The following is a 19,988-nucleotide window of genomic DNA, read 5'->3' on the forward strand; positions in this document are numbered from 1 at the left end:
GCAGCAGGCATGTCCGCCAGCGGGGCACACGCAGCACGCAGGCTCAATAGACATCGCGCCGATACCGGCCGTCCACGCGCATCCGCTCCACCGCCGCATCGCCCAGGATCTCCCGCAGCGCGGCGTCCACGCCCGGCGCCATGCCCTGCAGGCTCCCGCAGACGAGGATCGTGGCGCCGTCGTCGACCCAGCGGCGCAGGCGCATGGATTCCGCGCGCAGGGCGTCCTGCACGTAGCCGCGGTGGATCGCCGCGGCGCCGCCGATGACTGCCGATTCTGCAAGTCCGGCACCCTCGGCATCGCGCGAGAACGCGAGGTCCAGGCGCGCAAGCGCGCCGTGGTCCAGCCACTGCAGGATGTCCTCGCGCAGGTGGAAGTCGCGCTCGGCGCTGCGTTCGCCGAACAGCAGCCAGCTCCGGTGGCCACCGGCGGCAATGCGTTCGGCAAGGTGCGCGCGCAGGCCGGCGATGCCGGTACCGTTGCCGACCAGCACCAGTGGCGTGCCGGCGCCGGGGCCATGGAAGCCGGGATTGGCGCGGATCCGCAGGTCGATCACGCCGCCAGGCTGCGCGTGGTCGCAAAGCCAGCCGCTACCGATGCCCGGGCTGCCGTCCGGACGCAGCATGCGCCGCAGCAGCAGCCGCAGCCCGCCTTCCCCGGGAACCGATGCGATGGAGTATTCGCGATGCGGCAACGGCTGCAGGCGTGAGGCGACGCTTTGCGCGTCAAGTCCCCGGAGTTCGCCCGCATCCGGAAGGTGGGAGCGCGCCAGCAGGTCGCGCAGCGACGCGTGTCCGTCGCCCACGCGCACCTGCGTCGCCGGATCCAGGCCGGTGGCGACCAGCAGCGCGACCACGGCCCGGGGCGCCTGGCGCGGACCGGTTTCGGCGATGTCGCCTGCGCGCCACTGCGGGTCGCTGCCGCTGGGCGGCGACAGGAGCACTTCGTGCACGGCGCCGCCGGGGCTGCCGCGATTGAGTTCGCGCCGTGCGGCCAGGGTCCACGGCGCATAGCGTGCGGGCGACCAGTCGGGCAGCTCCGGGGCCCCGGCGGCGACGCCGAGGTGGTGCTGCCAGTGGCGCAGCGCAGCGGGATCGCCGTTGTCGACCTCGACGATATCGAACAGCGGCCTGGCCCCCGCATCGCGCAGCCACTGGTCCATGGCGTGGCCGAAGGCGCAGTAGTTCTGGTAGCTGCGGTCGCCCAGGGCCAGCACGGCGTAGCGGAGCCCGGGCAGGGCGATGCCGGCGTGCATGGTGTCGCGGACGAAGATCGCGGCCGGGTCGGGTGCGTCGCCTTCGCCGGTGGTACTGGCGACGAACAGCACCTGCTTCGCGGCCGAGAGCGACGCGGCATCGAGCGTCGCGATCCCGCGCAGGCGGGGGCGCAGTCCGGCGCTTTGCAGCGCGTCCGCCGTGCGCCGGGCGAAGTCCAGCGCCTGGCCGGTCTGGCTGGCATGGACCACGAGCCAGTCGTCGGCGTCGGCTGCGTCGGTGATCGCGGCTTCGGACGAGGCCCGTGCGCGCGCGTCGCGACGCGCGTGCAGGAGCTTCGCGGCGCTGGCCGCCAGATAGGCCGCCGCAAGCAGCGTCGCCAGCCATCCCTGCGTGGTGCCTGGCGGACCGGGCCACCAGACGTCGTCGTGCAGCGGTAGCAAGGCCAGCGCGGCAGCGCACAGCGCGAGCAGGATGCCGGCCTGTGCCGCGCGTGCGCGGCGGGTGGCGGACGCGCCGCTCACTGCGCGAGTCGCTGCATGTATGCGTCGGTGCTGCGTTCGCGCTCGCCCTCGGCGTCGCGCAGTACGAAGCGCGCGGCCATGCCGCGGGCCTGTGCCAGCTCGAAGCCGCGCTCCGGCCCCATCACCGTGAGTGCCGTCGCCCAGGCGTCGGCTGCCAGCGCGGTCCCGGCAACCACGGTCACGGCGGCCGGGGCATGCGCGACCGGTGCGCCGGTGCGCGGATCGATCGTATGCGAGTACAGGCGGCCGTCCTGGTCGAAGCGATGCCAGTGATCACCCGAGGTGGCGACCGCGGCGTCGTCGAGCTGGATCACGCAGCTTGCGGCAGGACGATTCCGCGCCGTGTCCTGGCGCGCGTCGCCGGATCCGTCCACGCCGTGCGCGCCGAGGCTGCCATCGTCGCCATCGTCGTCCGGCCAGGCTTCGGCCAGGACCTTCCAGGCGCTGCCGTCCGGCTTGCGGCCGTAGCCGCGCAGCTCACCACCGACCTCAACCAGCGCGGCGGGCGTGTCGTGCGCCTGCAGCCAGTCCACCACGGCGTCCACGCCGTGGCCCTTGGCGATGCCGGACAGGTCGAGGCCGGTGCCACCGGGCTGCAGCGCCCGCTGTCCCCCCTTGTCGAGGAGCACCCGCTGCCAGCCGGTTCGCGCGCGCGCCGAGGCCAGCGTCTCCGCGTCCGGCACGCGTCCGCCACCCCCGAAGGGGCCGAAGCCCCAGGCCTCGACCAGCGGCCCGACGGTCGGGTCGACGGCGCCGCCGCTCTCCGCGGCAATTGTGAGCGCGTCGCGCAGCACGTTGAAGAACGGCTGCGGCAGCGCCTGCCAGCTGCCCGCGGGCGCGCGGTTGTAGCGGCTGATGTCGGAGTCGCGCTCCCAGGTGCTCATCTGCGCGACGACGCGATCCAGGCAGGCCTGGATGCCGTCGTGCAGGGCGTGCAGATCGGCGCCGGGCGGTGCCGCGACCGACACCCGCCAGAGCGTGCCCATGGTGGCGCCGCCCAGCGCGTGCACCGCGAGCGCGGGTCGCGCGGCGATGGCGCCGTGTGGACCCATTACTGCGGCAGGACTTCCAGGGTGGCGACGTAGCCGAGGCGGCGGCCGGTAGCCTGCGGCAGGCTGGCCTTGTCGTCCTGCAGGCCGGTTTCCAGCCAGTAGATGCCGGCGTCCGGCCAGGTCACGCGGAGCAGTCCCTCGGCGTCGGTGGTCGCGGCGATGTCGTCCTGGGCATTGCGGTAGCGGGTGCCGCCGCGGACGATCTCGAACTCGAGGCCGGCGGCCGGCTTGCCGTCGACCAGGATGCGGAAGGTCGCTTCCTCGCCCGCGAACAGGTCGTTGGGGTGGGTCACAGGCTCCAGCTCGATGCCGGTGCCGGTGGCGGCGAGCGCGGTCGCGTTGGGCGCGCCGTTGGTGACGAAGGTTTCGACGCGGCGGACGGTCTCGGTGACCTCCAGGTTCTGCGCGTCCTTCGGCACCTTGGTGGCCAGGTCCTCGGCGGTGGCGCTGCGCAGGAAGCCGCCGCGAGCGTCGGGACCGGCGGGCATGCCTGCGGCCTCGGCCTTCGCCTTCGCGGCCAGGCTTTCGGCCGTGTCCCAGCGCGCCGACATGCCGCTGCCGGCGTTGGCGATGCGGTAGGTGCCCTGCTGCGCGAGCTCGACGTCGAAGGTGCTGCGGTACTTTCCGGTGGCACCGTTCGCCAGCTCCGCGCTGCTGCCGTCCGGCGCGGTGACGGTGATGCCGTCCAGGCGCATCGGCACGTGGTCGGGGAAGAACAGCTGGTTGGACACCGCGGCGTCGAAGGTCACCCAGACGTCGCCACCGTTGACCACGGCCTGCGACGGGATGATCCACTGCTTGTGCGCGGAGGCGGTCATGGGCAGCACGGCGGCGAGGGCAAGCGCGAGTGCGAGGGTCTTCTTCATCTTCGGTCTCCGGAAAGGAATGCGTGTCGTGTGGCCGGGCTCAGGGCTTGATCGCGACGTTCACCGCGCCAAGTTCGGTCTTTCCCCGCGCCTCGCCCGACTGCGCCGAAGTTGCCGGCCAGTCGAAGGGGATCTTCAGCAGCTCCCGGCCGCCGACTTCGCGCACGGCTTCGACGACCACGCTGTAGCGCCCCGGCGCCAGGCCGGACAGCCGCGGATCGCGGGCGTTGAACTTCAGCGCGTGGCGGCCGGCGGGACGGGTCGGGCCGGTGACGCCGTCCACCGGCATCTGCTGCGTGCGCCCGGACTTGCGCCACCACTGGCGCAGGTCGGGCAGCCACTTGGTGCCGTGGCCTTCGGCGGTGTCCTTCATCATGTACCAGACCGAAAGATCGGCGGCGGCCTTGCCGTCGGCGCCCTCGACATAGACCGCGACGTAGGGACGGTGGTATTCGGCCACGGTCATCGACGGGATTTCGACCTCGACGGTCAGCTCGGCGGCATACACCGGCGTGGCCAGCAGGCCGCCAAGGACGATGGTCAGGGGAATGCGCATGCGTGGCCTCTCGTGGATCAATGGATGAACAGCAGGGCGAGCAGCACCGGCACCACCAGGCCCAGGCCCACCCAGGGCCACGTGGTGGGGCGCTGGCGCGCGTGCATCTGCAGCAGGAACAGCCCGGTCAGCGTGAACACGATGCAGGCGATGGCGAAGATGTCGATGAACCAGCCCCACGCGGGGCCGGAGTTGCGGCCCTTGTGCAGGTCGTTGAGGTAGGAGATCCAGCCGCGGTCGGTGCGTTCGTACTCGACCGTGCCGCCGGCCTTGTCGATGGCAAGCCATGCATCGCGGCCGGGGCCGGGCATCGACAGGTAGACCTCGTCCTCGGACCACTCGGCCTCGCGGCCGCCGGTCGGTGCGCCGAGTTCGTCGCGCAGCCAGCGCTCGAGCTCGCGCGGCAGCGGTGCGGTGCCTTCCACGTGGGTTTCGAGCTGTGGCAGCAGTTCCGCCGGCAGTTCGACCTGCCGGTTCCCGACCTCGGGACTGCCCTCGATCTTCGCGGCATGGTTGAGCGTGATGGCGGTGACCGCGAACAGCAGCATGCCGACCAGGCACACCGCCGAGCTGATCCAGTGCCACTGGTGCAGCGTGCGCAGCCAGAAGCCGCGGCGCTGGGCCGCGGCGTTGCCGGAAGGTGTGGAGGGTCGGGTCACGTCGGGGCCGGCGTCGCGGATCAGAACTGCACGTTCAGGCTGAGCCACAGGTTCCGCGACTTGTCCTTGTTGTTGTAGTCGTCGTAATAGGTGGGCGCATAGGCGCCGCCCGCATCCTGCGTCCAGACCGTGCGGAAGCTGGTGAAGTCCTCGTCGAGCAGGTTGTTGATGCGCGCGTTGAGGCGGACGTTCTCGCTGAAACGGTACTGCGCGCCGAGATGGAGGACGGTGTAGTCCTCGTAGTCGTAGCGGACGCCGTCGATCACGTCGCGGTAGCGCTTGGAGCGGGTTTCCGACGACAGCTGCATGCTGAAGTCGTCGGTCGCCTGCCAGTTGAGGCTGGCGTTGAGCATGTGTTTCGCGGTGTTGGTCAGCGGCAGGCCCTTGTCGTCGCCGCTCAGCTGCTCGCTGTCGGTGAAGGTGTAGTTGGCGCGCAGCGACCAGGCCTCGCTGATGCCCCAGCGGCCGGCGACTTCCGCACCCTGGATCCGCACTTCGTCGATGTTGATGTTCTGCGCGTAGCTCGTGTAGCCCAGCAGGCCGAAGTCGCCAAGGTTGGCGCAGGGACGCACGCCGCCGGTTTCCTCGCAGCTCTGGCTGGTCTCGCCGCGGGCGATCTTGTCGTCGAAGTCATTGCGGAAGATGGTGACGTTGAAGTTGTGCCCGCCCTCGGGCGCGGTCCAGTACAGCGCGACTTCGGTGTTGACGCTGGTCTCCGGCTCAAGGTCCGGATTGCCGACGAAGGGCGACGTGCCCTGGCCGCCGAAGCCGATGATGCCGTCGTAGAGGTCGGTGGTCTTGGGCGTCTTGTAGCCGGTGCTGACGCCGCCCTTCAGCGTCCAGGCCGGGGCCAGGTCCCAGACCGCGTACGCACGCGGGCTCAGGCGGCTGCCGAACATGTTGTGGTCGTCATGGCGCAGGCCCAGGGTGATGGTCAGCGCGTCGACGGGGTTCCAGTTGTCCTCGGCGAACACCGACCACATCTTGTGCTCCTGCACGGTGCCGCCGCCGTCACTGCCGCCTTCCATGCCGAACACGCCGTCCTCGAGTTCGCCGTCGACGACCTGGCCGCCCACGATCACGTGGTGGTTCGCGCCCAGCGCGAAGTCGAGCTTGCCGTCCAGCGTGTACTGGCGGCTTTCCATGGTGCGCTTGGGGCGCGGCAGGAAGGCTTCGACCGCCAGCTGCTGGCGTTCTTCTCGGCCCAGGCCGGCATACGGACCGGTGTCGCAGGTGGCGGCGTTGTCGCAGTAGATGTCTTCGTGCAGCAGGCGCTCGGCCACGGTGAAGGGCAGGGTGCGGCCGTGGTTGGCGGTGTCGATATGCGACAGCGACAGGAAGCTGTTGCCGAACTCCCACTGCCCCTGGTGGGTCACGGACCACTGGTCGCGGGTGAACTCCTGGTCGGCGGCGTAGCCGACGCGCGGCGGCGCGCGCCAGATGCCGCCCAGCCCGTCCACCGTGCCCAGCGGGTAGGTCTCGGTGCCGAGGTTGTTGATGTACGGCGTGTTGTCGTACACCTGCTCGGATTTGTCGTATTCGAACACCACGCTCTGGAACTCGCCTGGCGTCCAGCTCAGGGTCACGCCGGCGCTCTTGTTGGTGTTGTCGACGGTCTTGCCGCCGCCGCCGAAGCCCAGCGAACGCTCGAACTCCGTGCCGTCGGGAGCGGTGATGACTTCGTACTCGGGCGTGGACGAATTGCGGTCGTACCAGGAGCCGCGCACGGCAAGGCCCAGCGTGTCCTGGACCAGCGGCCCCATGACCGCGAAGTCGAAGGTGCTGTCGCTGCCGAAGTCGTCGTTTTCCTGCAGGTTGTGCGACACGGTGGCCGAACCCATCCAGCGGTCGCCGACCTTGCGGGTGATGATGTTGATCACGCCACCCAGGGCGTCGGCGCCGTACAGCGTGGAGGCCGGCCCGCGGATCACTTCGATGCGCTCGATCATGTCCAGCGGCGGCACGTGGTTGAACTGGTTGCCGCCGAAGTTGTTGGGGTAGATGTCGCCGTGGTTGTTCTGGCGCTTGCCGTCGATGAGGATCAGCGTGTAGTCCGGCCCCATGCCGCGCATGCTGACGGTCTTCTGCCCGGTCTTGTCCGAGGTCTCGCCGATGTCGACGCCCTCGAGGTCGCGCACGGCGTCGGTCAGGGTCACGTAGGGGCGCGTGGACAGGTCTTCGCGGGTGATCACGCTGATGCTGGCCGGGGCGTCGGTGAGCTTCTGCTCGAAGCCTGCGGCGGTCACCACCAGAGTGTCGAAGGTGGTCGCGTCGCTGCCATCGGACGTCGCATCCTGCGCGAGCGCAGTGGACAGCGGCAGCAGGACGGTGATTGCGGCAAATAGCGCGGTGCGCACGGGTGCGTGGCGCACGCGCAGGCGGGCGGCGGGTGTGGACATGGACGGAACGGCTCCGGAAATCAGGGGGGTCCACGTCTGGCGGCGGCTTGACGCGGGAAGCGTGCGCGGCAACCCGGGGGCGTCCACACGCATTCAGCGGACCGCCATGGTAATGAGAACCATTAGCAACCGCAACGGGGGAATCATTCACCCCAGTTCCCGCACCTTCAACTGTAGGACCAGCTATAACGGCGACGCGCCCCTTCCAGAACCGGATCCCCACGGGTCCCGACGCGCTGCTATCAGGCTCAGTCCCGGTCGTCCCTCGTCCACACCCCGCCGTCCGCCTCACGCTTCACCGGAAACTTCGCCACCGGCTCATACGCCGGCGCACAGAGCGCGCTGCCGTCGCGGACGTCGAACCTGGCCCCGTGCAGCACGCACTCGATCGTGCCCTCGTCGGCGTCGAGCGCACCGGCCGAGAGTTCGAAGTCCTCGTGGCTGCAGATGTCCTCCAGCGCGTAGAGTTCGCCGTCGAGGTTCACCACCAGGATCGGTGCCCCGCTGACCTCGTCGAACACGGTCTTCATTTCCCCCGGCAGCAGCTCGGCGCCGGGGCAGACGAAGGTCCAGGCTTGGCTCACAGCATTTTCTCCAGCACCTCGAAACGGAGGTCGTCGCGTCGGGGGACGCCGAAGCGGGCGTCGCCGTAGGGAAAGGGTTTGTGTTCGCCGGTGCGGTGGTAGCCCAGGCGCTGGTACCACGCGATCAGCTCCGCGCGCAGGTCGATCACCGTCATCCGCATGCACGGCAGGCCCCACTCTCCGCGCGCGATGCGCTCGCATTCGGTCAGCAGCGCGCGTCCGATGCCGCCGCCCTGCAGGGTCGGCTCCACCGCGAACATGCCGAAATAGCCGGCGCCGCCGGTATCGGCGACGTGCGCGCAGGCGAGTGGCGCGCCGTCGCGCAGGGCCAGCAGCACGCGGCTGCGCGGCTGGCGGATGTCGGCGCGGACCACGTCGGAGTCGATGCGCTCGCCGTCGAGGAAATCGGCCTCGGTGGTCCAGCCGGCGCGGCTGGCCTCGCCGCGGTAGGCGCGGGTGACCAGGCGCACGATGGCATCGATGTCGGCGTCGCTGGCCGCGCGGAACTGGAGTTCGCCCATGGCGTGATTCTGCCGGCCCGCACCCCGGTCAGGCCAGCAGTTTCCGGACCTTGCGCAGCGCGGCGATGAAGGCCTCGATCTCGTCATGGGTGTTGTAGAAGGCCAGCGAGGCGCGGCAGGTGGCGCTGACGCCCAGCCACTGCAGCAGCGGATGTGCGCAGTGCTGGCCGGAGCGCACGGCCATGCCCTCGAGGTCGAGCAGGGTGGCGAGGTCGTGCGAGTGGACGCCGTCGATCGCGAAGGAGACCACCGCCGCCTTGCCCGGCGCGGTGCCGAAGACGCGCAGGCCCTCGACCTTGGCGAACTCCTCGTCCAGGTGCGCCAGCAATTCCTGCTCGCGGGCTTCGACACGCTCCATGCCCAGCGCTGAAAGGTAGTCGACCGCGGCGCCCATGCCGACGAAGCCGGCGATGTTCGGCGTACCGGCCTCGAACTTGCGTGGCGGGTCGTTGAACACGGTGCCGCCGTCCAGCCGCACCTCCCTGATCATCTCGCCGCCGCCGATGAAGGGCGGCATGGCTTCGAGGTGCTCGCGTCGCGCCCACAGCGCGCCGGTGCCGGTGGGCGCGCACATCTTGTGGCCGGTCAGCGCGTAGAAGTCGCAGCCGATCGCGGCGACGTCGACCGGGCGGTGCGGCAGCGCCTGCGAACCGTCGACCACGGTGACGATGCCGCGCCTGCGCGCTTCGCGGCAGATGTCGGCCACGGGATTGACGGTGCCGAGCACGTTGCTGACGTGGGTGACGGCAAGCATCTTGACGGCGCCGGTCATTTTCGCGCGCAGCATGTCCATGTCGAGGCTGCCGTCGTCCAGCAGGTCCACGACGTCGATGCGCGCGCCCGTGCGCTGGGCGACCAGCTGCCAGGGCACGATGTTGGCGTGGTGCTCCATGCGCGTGAGCAGGATCACGTCGCCGGGGCCGAGACGCGGCAGCGCCCAGGAGTAGGCCACCAGGTTGATCGCGAAGGTGGTGCCGCTGGTCAGGACCAGGTCGTCGGGCCGTACGTTGATGAAGCGCGCAAGCTTCGCCCGCGACTGCTCGTAGGCCTCGGTCGCCTCGCTGCCGAGCTGGTGCACGGCGCGGCTGACGTTGGCGTTGTGGCGGCGATAGAAGCCGTCGACGGCATCGATCACCGCGGCCGGCTTCTGCCCGGTATTGGCCGAATCGAAATACACCAGCGGCTTGCCGTGGACCTCCCGCTGCAGCAGCGGGAAGTCCCCCCGCACCGCCGCCCAGTCGATCGTGGCCGGATCCACGCCTCCCGCCTGCGGGCGAAGCTCGCCAGGATCCATCACGCCAGTACCTGCGCTTCGACCGCCCGGTCCAACCTTGCCTCCAGCAGTTCGCGGTGCGCGGGGGTCTCCACCACCGACAGCAGCGGTTCGCGCACGAACGCGGCGGTCAGCAGCGCGCGCGCCTCCTCTTCAGGCAGGCCGCGCGAGCGCAGGTAGAACATCGCCGCATCATCGAGCTGGCCGACGGTGGCGCCGTGCGCGGCGGTGACTTCGTCGGCGTGGATCACCAGCACCGGCTGGGTGTCGATCTCGGCGGTGTCGGACAGCAGCAGGTTCTTGTTGGACAGGCGGGCGTCGGTACCGTCGGCGCCTTCGCGGATCTCGATGCCGCCGTGGAACACGGCGCGGCCGCGGCCCGCGGCCATGCCCCGCCAGAGCAGTTCGCAGCGGGTGTCGCGGGCGATGTGTTCGATCCCCAGGCGGGTGTCGAGGTGGCGGCGACCGGCGGCCAGCAGCACGCCGTTGGCGACCAGTTCGGCCTTGTCGCCTTCCAGGCGCACGTTGAGCTCGTGGCGCGACAGCGCACCGCCGAGCTCGAGGTCCAGGCGCCGGTAGCTGGCGTCGCGGGCGAGCACGGCGTCGGTGCGCGTGAACAGCGTGGCGCGGCCGGATTCGTCCTGGATGCGCGCATGGCGCAGCACGGCGCCGGCGGCCAGGTGCACGTGGGCGATGGCGTTGCCGAGATGGGCGTGGTCGCCGCCGGCCAGGTGGTGTTCGATCACCGTCGCCGAGGCGCCGCGGCGCAGTTCGACCAGGTGGCGTGCGTGCCAGGCGAGGTCGCCCTCGGCGGGAAGGCCGATGAAGACCAGGTGCACCGGGACCTCCACCGCCACGCCTTCGGCCACGCGCAGCACCGCGCCGTCGTCGGCGAGCGCGGCGTTGAGTCGCGCGAAGACCTCGTCCGCACGCTCGTAGCTGCGCGCCAGCACGTTGCTCTCGCGCGGGTCGGGATCGGCCATCGCTTCGGCCATCGACAGCAGGCGCGCGCCTTCGGGCAGCCCGGAGATGTCCGACAGCGCGGCGTTGAAGCGGCCGTTGGCGAAAACCAGGCGCGGTGCCGGGATGTCGGCGATGAGCGCCGGATCCACGTCCGCATGCGGCAGCGGCGTGGGCGAGAAGCCGCGGCGCTCCAGCGTGCGCAGGGAGGTGTACTTCCAGGCTTCGCTGCGCGCGTGCGGCAGGCCGTCGCGCAGCGCGGCATCGAGCGCGTCGCGCCGCGCGCCGCTGCCGCTGAAGCCGGTCGAGAGGGAGTCGAGCAGTGCGGCCATTACGCCACCGCCTCCGGCACCTTGCGCTCGCGCAGCCACTCGTAGCCCTGGGCCTCGAGCTGCAGGGCAAGCTCGGGCCCGCCGGATTCGACGATGCGGCCATCGGCCAGCACATGCACGTAATCGGGCCTGATGTACTCGAGCAGGCGCTGGTAGTGCGTGATCACGAGGAAGGCGCGGTCGGGCGAGCGCAGCGCGTTGACGCCGTCGGCGACCTGGCGCAGGGCGTCGATGTCGAGGCCGGAATCGGTCTCGTCGAGGATCGCCAGCTTCGGCTCAAGCACCGCCATCTGGAAGATCTCGTTGCGCTTTTTCTCGCCGCCGCTGAAGCCCTCGTTGACGCCGCGGTGCAGCAGCTTGTCGTCCAGGTGCAGCACGCCAAGCTTCTCGCGCACCAGCTTCAGGAACTGCATCGAATCCAGCTCCTCCCCGCCGCGCGCCTTGCGCTGGGCGTTGAGCGCGCTGCGCAGGAAGTAGGTGTTGTTCACGCCCGGGATCTCGACCGGGTACTGGAAGGCGAGGAAGACGCCGGCGGCCGCGCGCTCCTCGGGGTCCAGCGCAAGCAGGTCGGCACCCTCGAATTCGACCGTGCCCTCGGTGACGTCATAGCCGTCGCGGCCGGCGATGATGTTGCCCAGCGTCGACTTGCCGGCGCCGTTGGGACCCATGATGGCGTGCACTTCGCCCGGCTTCACGTCCAGCGCAAGGCCCTTGAGGATTTCTCGGTCGCCGCCGACGGTGGCGTGGAGGTTGGTGATCTTCAGCATGTCGTTCTCTGGAATGATGTGCAGCGGCCACGAATCGTCGTGGGAGCCGCGATGGGAGTTTGTGGGAGCGGCGATGGCCGCGATCCCGATGCAGCACGACCGGGCACCGGCAACGCGATGGATCAGCCGACCGAGCCCTCAAGGCTCACTTCAAGCAGCTTCTTCGCCTCCACCGCGAACTCCATCGGCAGCTCGCGGAAGACCTGCTTGCAGAAGCCGTCCACGATCAGGCTCACCGCGTCCTCTTCGCCCAGCCCGCGGCTGCGGCAGTAGAACATCTGGTCGTCGCTGATCTTCGACGTGGTGGCTTCGTGCTCGACGGTGGCGCTGGGGTTCTTCACTTCGATGTAGGGAAAGGTATGCGCGCCGCAGGTCTTGCCGATCAGCAGGCTGTCGCACTGCGTGTAGTTGCGCGCGCCTTCCGCCTTCGAGCCGATCTTCACCAGCCCGCGGTAGGTGTTCTGGCCGTGCCCGGCGCTGATGCCCTTGCTGATGATCTTCGACTTGGTGCGCTTGCCGAGGTGGATCATCTTGGTGCCGGTGTCGGCCTGCTGGCGGTGGTGGGTCAGCGCCACCGAGTGGAATTCGCCCGAGGAATCGTCGCCCAGCAGCACGCAGCTCGGGTACTTCCAGGTGATCGCCGAGCCGGTCTCGACCTGGGTCCAGATGACCTTGCTGCGCGCACCGCGGCACTCGGCGCGCTTGGTGACGAAGTTGTAGATGCCGCCGACGCCGTTCTCGTCGCCGGGGTACCAGTTCTGCACGGTCGAGTACTTGATCTCGGCGTCATCGAGCGCCACCAGTTCCACCACCGCCGCATGCAGCTGGTTCTCGTCGCGCATCGGCGCGGTGCAGCCTTCCAGGTAGCTCACGTGCGAGCTTTCCTCGGCGATGATCAGGGTGCGCTCGAACTGGCCGGTATGCCCGGCGTTGATGCGGAAGTAGGTGCTGAGCTCCATCGGGCAGCGCACGCCCTTGGGGATGAACACGAACGAGCCGTCCGAGAACACCGCCGAGTTCAGCGCGGCGAAGTAGTTGTCGCCCACCGGCACCACGGTGCCCAGGTACTTGCGCACCAGCTCGGGGTATTCCCTGATGGCCTCGGACATCGAGCAGAAGATCACGCCCTTCTCGGCCAGCTCCTTGCGGAAGGTGGTGCCGACCGAGACGGAGTCGAACACGGCGTCCACGGCCACGCCGGCGAGCTTGGCGCGCTCGTGCAGCGGCACGCCCAGCTTGTCGTAGGTGTCGAGCAGCTCCTGCGGGACCTCGTCCAGCGACGCGTACTTCGGCCCCTTGGGCGCGGAGTAGTAGCTGATCGCCTGGAAGTCGATCGGCGCGATCGAAAGCTTGGCCCAGTGCGGCACCGGCATGGTCAGCCAGTGGCGGTAGGCCTCGAGGCGCCATTCGGTCATCCACCCGGGCTCTTCCTTGATCGCGGACAGGGCGCGGATGGTGTCTTCGTCAAGGCCCGGCGGCAGCGAGTCGGACTCGATGTCGGTGATGAAGCCGGCCTCGTACTTGCGGCCGAGCTGCTCGTGGATTTCCCGGTTCGCGACGGGTTCGATGGATGCTTCGATCTGGGTGGCCATGGGGGCTGCCTGGGTCTTCATACGGTGGCGAGGCGGGCGGGGATGCGTCTGGACGCACCCGGGCCGGCCCCGGATCGGGGGTGTGGCGCTTCAAGCATCTGCGCCAGGCTGACGCCGCGCAGGGCGTCGGCGACGATGTCGTTGATGCGCCGCCAGTTGGCGCGCGCGCCGCAGTGTTCGGCGATGCCGCAGCTGGTGTCCTCGAGGCTGCACTCGGTCATCGCCAGCGGCCCTTCCATGGCTTCGACGATGGCGATCAGGCTGATCTCCGACGCCGGGCGCGACAGGCGGTAGCCGCCGTGCGCGCCGCGGAAGGCCTCGAGCAGCCCGGCCTGCGCCAGCGGCTTGAGCAGCTTGCTGACCGTGGGCGCTTCCAGCCCCGCGCGTTCGGCCAGCTCGGCCGCGCTCAGGACGCGGTCCGGCTCCGCGGCAAGCACGGTAAGCACAACGGTTGCGTAGTCGGTGAGGCGGGTGACGCGCAGCATCGGAGGCGGTGGCCCTTAAAGAGGACCGAAATTGTACCATTTGATCGGGCCGCGTCCAAGCCTCGGCCTGGGCTTCGCTCCTTCGTGCAAGAGTTGCTGCAGCGGCCCTGCAAAGGCTGGCGTGCGCGATGGAAGATCGCCGGCGCTTCCACCACAATGCGCCTTTCCCCAGCGAGACGATGCCGCAGATGGCCAAGAGCAAGGACAAGTCCGGCAAGAAGGACAAGAAGATCGAGGCCCGTCAATCGGAGATCCACGGCAACGGCGTGTTCGCCACCGCGGTGATCGAGAAGGAAGAGCGCATCGTCCGCTACAAGGGCAGGCTCCGCAGCCATGACGAGGTCGATTCCGAATACGGCGAACTCGACGAGAACGGCCACACGTTCCTGTTCACCCTCAACGACGAGTACGTCATCGACGGCAACATGGACAGCGGCGTCGCGCGCTGGATCAACCACAGCTGCGCGCCGAACTGCGAAGCCGTGGTGGAAGAGGACGACAAGGGCCGCCCGCACAAGGACAAGGTGTTCATCGAGGCGCTGCGTCGCATCGAGCCGGGCGAGGAGCTGACCTACAACTACGGCATCACCCTGGACGAACGCCACACCCCGAAGCTCAAGAAGCTCTGGGGTTGCCGCTGCGGCGCGCCGGAATGCACCGGCACGATGCTGCAGCCGAAGCGCTGACCGGCCCGGAGCGGCTCAGCGCTGCAGTTCGCGCAGGTCCGCCGAAACGATGTGCCAGCCCGGCACTGCGCCCTCCACCCCGGAGCTGCGCATGGCGAAGCTGCCGGCCTGGCGCAGCTCGCGGCCGTCGGCGCCGCGGCTGGTGACGGTCACCGGCACCTCCACGTAGCGCGAGCCGGCGGCACCCTCCACGCGGCCCGGGGCGCCGATCGAGACGCGGATGACGTGGGTGTCCTGGAAGGCCGAAGCGAACTGCTCCGGGGTGCGACCGCTGCTGCGGCCGCCGTCGGACCAGGCGGCATAGGCGCGATTGAAATCGCCGGCACCGATCGCGTCGTAATAGGCGCGGACCGCGCTGGCCGCTTCCTGCGCCGACGATGCCGCTGGCGGCGTGGATGCGGGCGTGGCCATCGCGGCCGCGCCGGGCAGGGGGCCGGCGCCCAGTCCCGTCTCGGGGTTGTCTTCCAACGGTGGCAGCGTGCCTTGGCCTCCAGGGGTGCCGGTGAAATGCGGCAGCGTCGCCTGGCCGGAAGGCGTGCCATCGGCACCGGGCAGCGCGGGAAGCGCCATGCCGTCGGAGAACAGCGTGCCCGGCTCGGCGCCTTCGGTCGCCAGCGAGGCGCTCGGGCCGGCAAGCGGGACGGCGCCGGGGCCGGGTGCATCGGGCATGCCGGTCACGCCGCCGCTGCGTGGCTGCGCGGGCGCGGGCAGGGTTTCGAAATCCTCCTCCGCGACGGAGGCAGGCGTGGGGGCGTCATCGCCGCAGCCCGCGAGGGCGGATGCCAGGACGGCAATGGTCAGCAACTGCAGTGGGGACATGGTGGCGTATGCGCGTGCGGAGGCTGCGCCAGACGATACGCGCCGGCGATGAACGCATCGTCAGCATCCGTCTGCTTGTGAATGCCGCATCAGGACAGCGAGGTGAGCACCCGCCGATGCGGCTGCAGCCAGGCCAACAGCATCCCGAGCAGCACCATCGCAAGCAGGTCGAAGGCCACCTGGCGGAGCACCAGCGACGGCGGCAGCGGCTGCCCGACGAAGGCCAGGATGTGCCAGGGCACGTAGGAAACCAGCGCCACCGCCAGCCCGAAGCGCGCGCCGCGGCCGAGGTCGACGCCGTCGCTTGCCGGCATCCGCCGGTACAGCCAGGTCATTGCCAGGCCGAGGAGCAGGTACGCGGGAATGATCCACGCGGCCTGCGCGTTTGCCTGTTCGGGTGAGCGATACAGCTGGGCGAGTGCCTGGTAGTCGGGCCGCAGCAGCAGTCCGTGGACCAGGAAGCCGAGCAGCAGGCCGGCAGCGCCGACCACGATCCCGCAAATCCAGAAACGCTTGTCCATGCCGGTCCAGTGGAGCGCGGTGCCGCCGCGCGATGGCCAAAGCCTAGCGCCGAGCCGGGCACCCGTCGATCATGGTTGCTCCGCCGCCGCTTCCGCTGCCCTGCCGCGGCGCCCCCGGGCACGCAGCAGCGGCAGCGGATCGATCGCTCCGGCCTCGGCGTAGATACCGTAATGCAGGTGCGGCGGCGTGCCGCGCGCATTGCCGGTGTCGCCGACCGTGCCGAGCGCATCGCCGGGCAACACCACGTCGCCGACGGCAAGGCCTTCGGCCCAGTCGTCCAGGTGCGCGTAATAGTGCCGCTGAAGCGCCGGACCGATCACCCAGACCTGGCGACCGCCGAGTCCGCCTTCGCGCACCACGGTGACGATGCCGCGCGTGGAGCTCGCCACCGGCGTGCCGCGCGTGGCGAAGATGTCGACGCCCTCATGCCTGCGGTCACGCCCGCGCGGCGCGCCGAAGGTGTCGGCGACCTGGTCGGCCGCAACCCCCTGCACCGGCATCGCCACCGCAACCGGCGGCGGCATGCGCGAAAGTTCCCATTGCGCGCGCGTCCTGGCCATGAACGGCTGGTCCCAGGCCCAGTACGCCACTGCGGCAAGTGCCGCGAGGACGAACAGCCAGGCGACCAGTCGTGCAAGCAGGCGGACGAGCGCGGGCACGTCAGGCGCGTTTGAGCTCGTTCTGCAGGCGCTGGCGCAGGTCTTCGTCGAGCTTGAGCTGGCGCGCGAGCTCGTCGAGGTAGGCGCGCTCCATGAAGTTCTGCTCGTCGACCGCCATCAGGCTGGCCAGGTACATCTCCGAAGCGATTTCAGGCGTCGTCGCCGCGCGCGCCACCTCGGCCGGGTCGAGCGGCTTGGCGAGTTCGGCGTGCAGCCACTGCTGCACTTCGCTGCCGGGGTTCAGGCGCGCGAACTCGCCCTCGATCACCCCGCGCTCGCGCTCGTCGATGTGGCCGTCGGCCTTCGCCGCGCCCACCAGCGCGCGCAGGATCGCCTCGCTGTGCAGCGCCGCCTGCGGCGGAGGAAGCCGGTCGACGGTCTGCGGCGGAGCGGCCTGCGCATTGCCCTGCTGCGTTTTGTAGTCGCCGTAGGCCTTGTAGGCCATCACGCCGATCGCGGCCAGGCCGCCATAGGTCGCAAGCTTGCGCGTGGATTTGTTCTTGCCCAGCAGCAGGCCAAGCGCGCCACCGGTGATCGCGCCCTTGCCGAAGTCGGCATTGAGCAGGCTGCCGCCAGTCGATGGCTGTGCGCCCGGCGCCTGGGTGGCGGACTGGGACTTCAGGAGATGGTCGAGGAAGCCTTGCAGGTTCATGCGTGTGCCCTGTGGTGCGGCGAGGAGCCGGGGTGCGGCCGCGAGGATGCGCGCAGGCGTGTCGCGAAAACGTGGCCGTTGCCCGGAAACGACTCGGGACGGCGATTGCCGTCCCGAGCAGGTGGAGCACTGGCGCGCTGCGATCAGGCAGCGGCGTCCTTCAGCTTCTTCAGCGGACGCACCTTGACCTTCACCGAGGCGGGCTTGGCGGCGAACCACTGCTCTTCCTTGGTGAACGGGTTGATGCCCTTGCGCTTCGGCTTGGCCGGCACCTTGACCGAGGTGATCTTCAGCAGGCCGGGCAGGGTGAAGCTGCCGATGCCCTTCTTGTTGACCGAACCGTGCACTGCGCCCTCGAGCGAGGCGAGGACGGCGCGGACGTCCTTGGCTGCAAGGCCGGTGCCCTCGACGATGTGCGCGACAAGGCCGGACTTGGTCAGGGCGTCCTTGATCGGCTTCGGCGCGGCCGGCTTGGCAGCAGCGACTTTCTTCGGGGCGGCCTTCTTGACCGCCTTGGTTGCTTTCTTCGCCATGTTTATGTGATTCCGTTTATCGGTAATGGGTAGTCGGGCCGACCCCGTCGGCAATCGCAATGTAGGGCATGCCCGGGGCCACGCCAAGTGGAAAGCGCGGTAAAACCCGATCTTTCCTGCGCCGCGCGCGCAAGGCCCGTGCTCAATCGTCGTCCCCGCCGGGATGCCAGGCAGCGGCCAGTGCCTGCTGCAGCTGCGCCGGAACCGGCTCGTAGTGGCTGAAATCAAGCGAATAACGGCCCCGACCCGCGGTCGCCGACTGCAGTTCGGCGGGGTAGCCATCGAGCTCCGACAGCGGCACCTGCGCCTTGACGACGATGTCGCCGCCGCGCGCCGCATCGGTGCCGAGAATGCGCGCGCGGCGCCCGGCAAGCCCTCCGCTGATGTCGCCCATGTGCGCCTCGGGCGAGGTCACCACCAGGTCGACGATGGGTTCGAGCACCTTCGGCGAAGCCTTGGCCACCGCGTCGAGGAAGGCCTTGCGCCCGGCGGTCACGAACGCGATCTCCTTGCTGTCGACCGGGTGGTGCCGGCCGTCGTGCACGGTGACGCGCACGTCCTGGATCGGGTGCCCGGCCACGGCACCGCCGGCCATCGCCTGCTGCACGCCCTTCTCGACCGCGGGGATGAACTGGCCGGGGATGGTGCCGCCCTTCACCGCGTCGACGAACTCGAATCCGGCGCCGCGCGGCAGCGGCTCCACGCGCAGCATGACCTCGCCGAACTGGCCGGCGCCGCCGGTCTGCTTCTTGTGGCGGTAATGGCCTTCGGCCGCGGCGCTGACGGTTTCGCGATAGGCGATGCGCGGCGGCCGTGAGTGCACCTCGACGCCGTGGCGTTCGCGCAGGCGGTCCAGCTGGATGCGCAGGTGCAGCTCGGAGAGCCCGCGCACCACGGTCTCGTTGGTCTCGGCGTCGTGCTCGACCTGGAAGCAGGGATCCTCTTCCGCCAGCTTGTGCAGGGCGGTGGCCAGCTTCTGCTCCTGGCCACGGCTGCCGGCCTCCACCGCCAGGCCGAACATCGGCCGGGGGTAGGCCATCGGTTCGAGGTGGATGTGGTCCTCGTCGTGGCTGTCGTGGAGCACGGCGTCGAAGTGCAGCTCCTCGACCTTGGCCACCGCGGCGATGTCGCCGGGCACCGCCTGCTCGATCTCGACGTGGTCCCTGCCCTGGATCCGGTACAGGTGCGCGACCTTGAACGGCTTGCGGGCGTCGTCGACAAACAGCTGCTGGTCGCGCCTCACCGTGCCCTGGTGCACCCGGAACACGCCGAGCTTGCCGACGAAGGGATCGTTGACGATCTTGAAGACATCGGCAATCACGTGCGCGTCGGGGTCCGGGCGCGAGGCCACCGGCTCAGCGTCGTCGCCCGTGCCGCGCTGGAAGGGCGGTGGGTTGGCCTCGCCCGGGTGCGGGAACAGGCCGGCGATGATGTCCAGGCACTCGCGCAGGCCGGTGCCCGAGCGCGCGGACACGAAGCACAGCGGCACCAGGTGGTCTTCGCGCAGGCACTGCTCGAAGGCGTCGTGCAGCTCGTCGCGGCCAAGCGCGGACTCGCCGCCGTCCAGGTAGTGCTCCATCACCGACTCCTCGACCTCGACCACCTGGTCGAGGATGCGCCGGTGCCAGTCGGCCACGGGGCCGAGGTCGCTGTCGCCACCACCGCTGGCGAAGCAGTCGACCACCCGCGTCCCGCCTTCCGCCGGCAGGTTGACCGGCAGCACTTCGGGGCCGAACTCCCGGCGCAGCTCGTCGAGCAGGCGCGCGCAGTCCGCGCCCTCGGCGTCGATGCGGTTGACCACGATGGCGCGGCACAGTCCCCGGCGCGCGGCGTGCTCCATGATCCGTCGGGTGCCGTGTCCGATGCCGGTGTCGGCGTCCACTACCACCGCGACCGTCTCCACCGCCGACAGCGCCGACAGCGCGGCGCCGCGAAAGTCCGGGTAGCCCGGTGTATCGAGCAGGTTGATGTGGACGCGGCTGCCGTCCGCCGCGCGGTGGTCGATGCCGGCGATCGCGGCATCGATGGAATGCCCGCGCGAGCGTTCCAGCGGATCGAAGTCGGAGACCGTGCTGCCGCGTTCGATGCTGCCTGCCGCCTGGATCGCGCCGCCGGCATGCAGCAGGGCTTCGAACAGCGTGGTCTTGCCGGCGCCAGGGTGGCCTGCGAGGGCCACGTTGCGGATGTCTGTGCTTGCATGGGACATGGGTCCGTTTCTCCCTTGGCTGGGCGGAAAGGACGTCATGGCTGTCCGTCGCATGCTGCGACCGGGCCTGCGCGCGGCGGGCGGTCATGGCGGAAAGGCACAGTAGCGCGGCGCGTGCGCGGGCGTC

Annotated in this window: 20 protein-coding genes; 1 reads left to right on the forward strand and 19 read right to left on the reverse strand. The window is 69.9% G+C overall.

Features of this window, described 5'->3' with window-relative positions:
- Positions 1 to 43 precede the first annotated feature (43 nt).
- The 13 genes from WCE37_RS00595 to WCE37_RS00655 form a co-directional block, all read right to left on the reverse strand.
- Positions 44 to 1,738 carry a sulfite reductase flavoprotein subunit alpha gene (locus WCE37_RS00595; RefSeq protein WP_343277668.1) on the reverse strand — a complete coding sequence of 565 codons (1,695 nt, stop codon included), beginning with the start codon at positions 1,736 to 1,738 and terminating at the stop codon, positions 44 to 46.
- Complete coding sequence (locus WCE37_RS00600) at positions 1,735 to 2,790, reverse strand: FAD:protein FMN transferase (RefSeq protein WP_343277669.1); 1,056 nt, start codon at positions 2,788 to 2,790, stop codon at positions 1,735 to 1,737. Before WCE37_RS00600 ends, WCE37_RS00595 begins: the two co-directional genes overlap by 4 nt.
- Positions 2,790 to 3,656 (reverse strand): DUF4198 domain-containing protein, encoded by an 867-nt coding sequence (locus tag WCE37_RS00605; protein WP_343277670.1) that lies wholly within the window; start codon positions 3,654 to 3,656, stop codon positions 2,790 to 2,792. Before WCE37_RS00605 ends, WCE37_RS00600 begins: the two co-directional genes overlap by 1 nt.
- A gap of 40 nt (positions 3,657 to 3,696) precedes the next feature.
- Positions 3,697 to 4,212 (reverse strand): DUF2271 domain-containing protein, encoded by a 516-nt coding sequence (locus tag WCE37_RS00610; protein ID WP_343277671.1) that lies wholly within the window; start codon positions 4,210 to 4,212, stop codon positions 3,697 to 3,699.
- Positions 4,213 to 4,229: 17 nt separating this feature from the next.
- Positions 4,230 to 4,871 carry a PepSY-associated TM helix domain-containing protein gene (locus WCE37_RS00615; protein WP_343277672.1) on the reverse strand — a complete coding sequence of 214 codons (642 nt, stop codon included), beginning with the start codon at positions 4,869 to 4,871 and terminating at the stop codon, positions 4,230 to 4,232.
- A 20-nt stretch (positions 4,872 to 4,891) separates the two neighbouring features.
- Positions 4,892 to 7,270 (reverse strand): TonB-dependent receptor, encoded by a 2,379-nt coding sequence (locus tag WCE37_RS00620; RefSeq protein WP_343277674.1) that lies wholly within the window; start codon positions 7,268 to 7,270, stop codon positions 4,892 to 4,894.
- Positions 7,271 to 7,518: 248 nt separating this feature from the next.
- A complete protein-coding gene (locus WCE37_RS00625) occupies positions 7,519 to 7,854 on the reverse strand; it encodes a non-heme iron oxygenase ferredoxin subunit (RefSeq protein ID WP_343277675.1) in 336 nt (111 codons plus the stop codon).
- Positions 7,851 to 8,462 carry a GNAT family N-acetyltransferase gene (locus tag WCE37_RS00630; RefSeq protein WP_343277676.1) on the reverse strand — a complete coding sequence of 204 codons (612 nt, stop codon included), beginning with the start codon at positions 8,460 to 8,462 and terminating at the stop codon, positions 7,851 to 7,853. The genes WCE37_RS00625 and WCE37_RS00630 overlap by 4 nt, the downstream gene beginning before the upstream one ends.
- A complete protein-coding gene (locus tag WCE37_RS00635; RefSeq protein WP_343277677.1) occupies positions 8,404 to 9,669 on the reverse strand; it encodes a cysteine desulfurase in 1,266 nt (421 codons plus the stop codon). Before WCE37_RS00635 ends, WCE37_RS00630 begins: the two co-directional genes overlap by 59 nt.
- On the reverse strand, positions 9,669 to 10,940 hold the full coding sequence (gene sufD, locus WCE37_RS00640) for a Fe-S cluster assembly protein SufD (RefSeq protein WP_343277678.1): 1,272 nt from the start codon (positions 10,938 to 10,940) through the stop codon (positions 9,669 to 9,671). Before sufD ends, WCE37_RS00635 begins: the two co-directional genes overlap by 1 nt.
- Positions 10,940 to 11,707: a Fe-S cluster assembly ATPase SufC gene (gene sufC, locus WCE37_RS00645; RefSeq protein ID WP_343277679.1), complete on the reverse strand. Its 768-nt coding sequence runs from the start codon at positions 11,705 to 11,707 to the stop codon at positions 10,940 to 10,942. The genes sufD and sufC overlap by 1 nt, the downstream gene beginning before the upstream one ends.
- A 122-nt stretch (positions 11,708 to 11,829) precedes the next feature.
- Positions 11,830 to 13,299 carry a Fe-S cluster assembly protein SufB gene (sufB, locus tag WCE37_RS00650; RefSeq protein ID WP_343277680.1) on the reverse strand — a complete coding sequence of 490 codons (1,470 nt, stop codon included), beginning with the start codon at positions 13,297 to 13,299 and terminating at the stop codon, positions 11,830 to 11,832.
- A 17-nt stretch (positions 13,300 to 13,316) separates the two neighbouring features.
- Positions 13,317 to 13,784, reverse strand: a complete 468-nt coding sequence (locus WCE37_RS00655) for an SUF system Fe-S cluster assembly regulator (RefSeq protein ID WP_343253832.1) — start codon at positions 13,782 to 13,784, stop codon at positions 13,317 to 13,319.
- A gap of 188 nt (positions 13,785 to 13,972) precedes the next feature.
- Between WCE37_RS00655 and WCE37_RS00660 the strand changes: the two genes are divergently transcribed.
- A complete protein-coding gene (locus WCE37_RS00660) occupies positions 13,973 to 14,470 on the forward strand; it encodes an SET domain-containing protein-lysine N-methyltransferase (RefSeq protein WP_343277860.1) in 498 nt (165 codons plus the stop codon).
- Positions 14,471 to 14,485: 15 nt separating this feature from the next.
- Here the strand turns inward: WCE37_RS00660 and WCE37_RS00665 are convergent, their stop codons facing one another.
- The 6 genes from WCE37_RS00665 to fusA all read right to left on the reverse strand — a co-directional run bounded on the left by WCE37_RS00665 (position 14,486) and on the right by fusA (position 19,861).
- Positions 14,486 to 15,289, reverse strand: coding sequence for a hypothetical protein (locus tag WCE37_RS00665; protein WP_343277681.1), 804 nt, complete (start codon positions 15,287 to 15,289; stop codon positions 14,486 to 14,488).
- 89 nt (positions 15,290 to 15,378) lie between these two features.
- Positions 15,379 to 15,810 carry a hypothetical protein gene (locus WCE37_RS00670; RefSeq protein WP_343277682.1) on the reverse strand — a complete coding sequence of 144 codons (432 nt, stop codon included), beginning with the start codon at positions 15,808 to 15,810 and terminating at the stop codon, positions 15,379 to 15,381.
- A gap of 69 nt (positions 15,811 to 15,879) precedes the next feature.
- Positions 15,880 to 16,470 (reverse strand): M23 family metallopeptidase, encoded by a 591-nt coding sequence (locus WCE37_RS00675; protein WP_343277683.1) that lies wholly within the window; start codon positions 16,468 to 16,470, stop codon positions 15,880 to 15,882.
- Position 16,471: 1 nt separating this feature from the next.
- On the reverse strand, positions 16,472 to 17,122 hold the full coding sequence (locus tag WCE37_RS00680; RefSeq protein WP_343277684.1) for a tellurite resistance TerB family protein: 651 nt from the start codon (positions 17,120 to 17,122) through the stop codon (positions 16,472 to 16,474).
- A 143-nt stretch (positions 17,123 to 17,265) separates the two neighbouring features.
- Positions 17,266 to 17,655 carry an HU family DNA-binding protein gene (locus tag WCE37_RS00685; protein ID WP_343253826.1) on the reverse strand — a complete coding sequence of 130 codons (390 nt, stop codon included), beginning with the start codon at positions 17,653 to 17,655 and terminating at the stop codon, positions 17,266 to 17,268.
- A 142-nt stretch (positions 17,656 to 17,797) separates the two neighbouring features.
- A complete protein-coding gene (fusA, locus tag WCE37_RS00690) occupies positions 17,798 to 19,861 on the reverse strand; it encodes an elongation factor G (protein WP_343277685.1) in 2,064 nt (687 codons plus the stop codon).
- Positions 19,862 to 19,988: the final 127 nt, after the last annotated feature.

This window comes from Luteimonas sp. MJ250, from assembly GCF_039548455.1.
Taxonomy (GTDB): Bacteria; Pseudomonadota; Gammaproteobacteria; order Xanthomonadales; family Xanthomonadaceae; genus Luteimonas.

What these genes read in the sequence shown, in the direction of transcription:
- WCE37_RS00665 (WP_343277681.1), bottom strand. Translation starts at nt 15,289, where the DNA reads ATGTCCCCACTGCAGTTGCTGACCATTGCCGTCCTGGCATCCGCCCTC.
- WCE37_RS00655 (WP_343253832.1), bottom strand. Translation starts at nt 13,784, where the DNA reads ATGCTGCGCGTCACCCGCCTCACCGACTACGCAACCGTTGTGCTTACC.
- WCE37_RS00610 (WP_343277671.1), bottom strand. Translation starts at nt 4,212, where the DNA reads ATGCGCATTCCCCTGACCATCGTCCTTGGCGGCCTGCTGGCCACGCCG.
- WCE37_RS00620 (WP_343277674.1), bottom strand. Translation starts at nt 7,270, where the DNA reads ATGTCCACACCCGCCGCCCGCCTGCGCGTGCGCCACGCACCCGTGCGC.
- WCE37_RS00670 (WP_343277682.1), bottom strand. Translation starts at nt 15,810, where the DNA reads ATGGACAAGCGTTTCTGGATTTGCGGGATCGTGGTCGGCGCTGCCGGC.
- WCE37_RS00600 (WP_343277669.1), bottom strand. Translation starts at nt 2,790, where the DNA reads ATGGGTCCACACGGCGCCATCGCCGCGCGACCCGCGCTCGCGGTGCAC.
- sufB (WP_343277680.1), bottom strand. Translation starts at nt 13,299, where the DNA reads ATGGCCACCCAGATCGAAGCATCCATCGAACCCGTCGCGAACCGGGAA.
- WCE37_RS00685 (WP_343253826.1), bottom strand. Translation starts at nt 17,655, where the DNA reads ATGGCGAAGAAAGCAACCAAGGCGGTCAAGAAGGCCGCCCCGAAGAAA.
- WCE37_RS00630 (WP_343277676.1), bottom strand. Translation starts at nt 8,462, where the DNA reads ATGACGAGATCGAGGCCTTCATCGCCGCGCTGCGCAAGGTCCGGAAAC.
- sufD (WP_343277678.1), bottom strand. Translation starts at nt 10,940, where the DNA reads ATGGCCGCACTGCTCGACTCCCTCTCGACCGGCTTCAGCGGCAGCGGC.
- WCE37_RS00660 (WP_343277860.1), top strand. Translation starts at nt 13,973, where the DNA reads ATGGCCAAGAGCAAGGACAAGTCCGGCAAGAAGGACAAGAAGATCGAG.
- WCE37_RS00605 (WP_343277670.1), bottom strand. Translation starts at nt 3,656, where the DNA reads ATGAAGAAGACCCTCGCACTCGCGCTTGCCCTCGCCGCCGTGCTGCCC.
- sufC (WP_343277679.1), bottom strand. Translation starts at nt 11,707, where the DNA reads ATGCTGAAGATCACCAACCTCCACGCCACCGTCGGCGGCGACCGAGAA.
- fusA (WP_343277685.1), bottom strand. Translation starts at nt 19,861, where the DNA reads ATGTCCCATGCAAGCACAGACATCCGCAACGTGGCCCTCGCAGGCCAC.
- WCE37_RS00680 (WP_343277684.1), bottom strand. Translation starts at nt 17,122, where the DNA reads ATGAACCTGCAAGGCTTCCTCGACCATCTCCTGAAGTCCCAGTCCGCC.
- WCE37_RS00635 (WP_343277677.1), bottom strand. Translation starts at nt 9,669, where the DNA reads ATGGATCCTGGCGAGCTTCGCCCGCAGGCGGGAGGCGTGGATCCGGCC.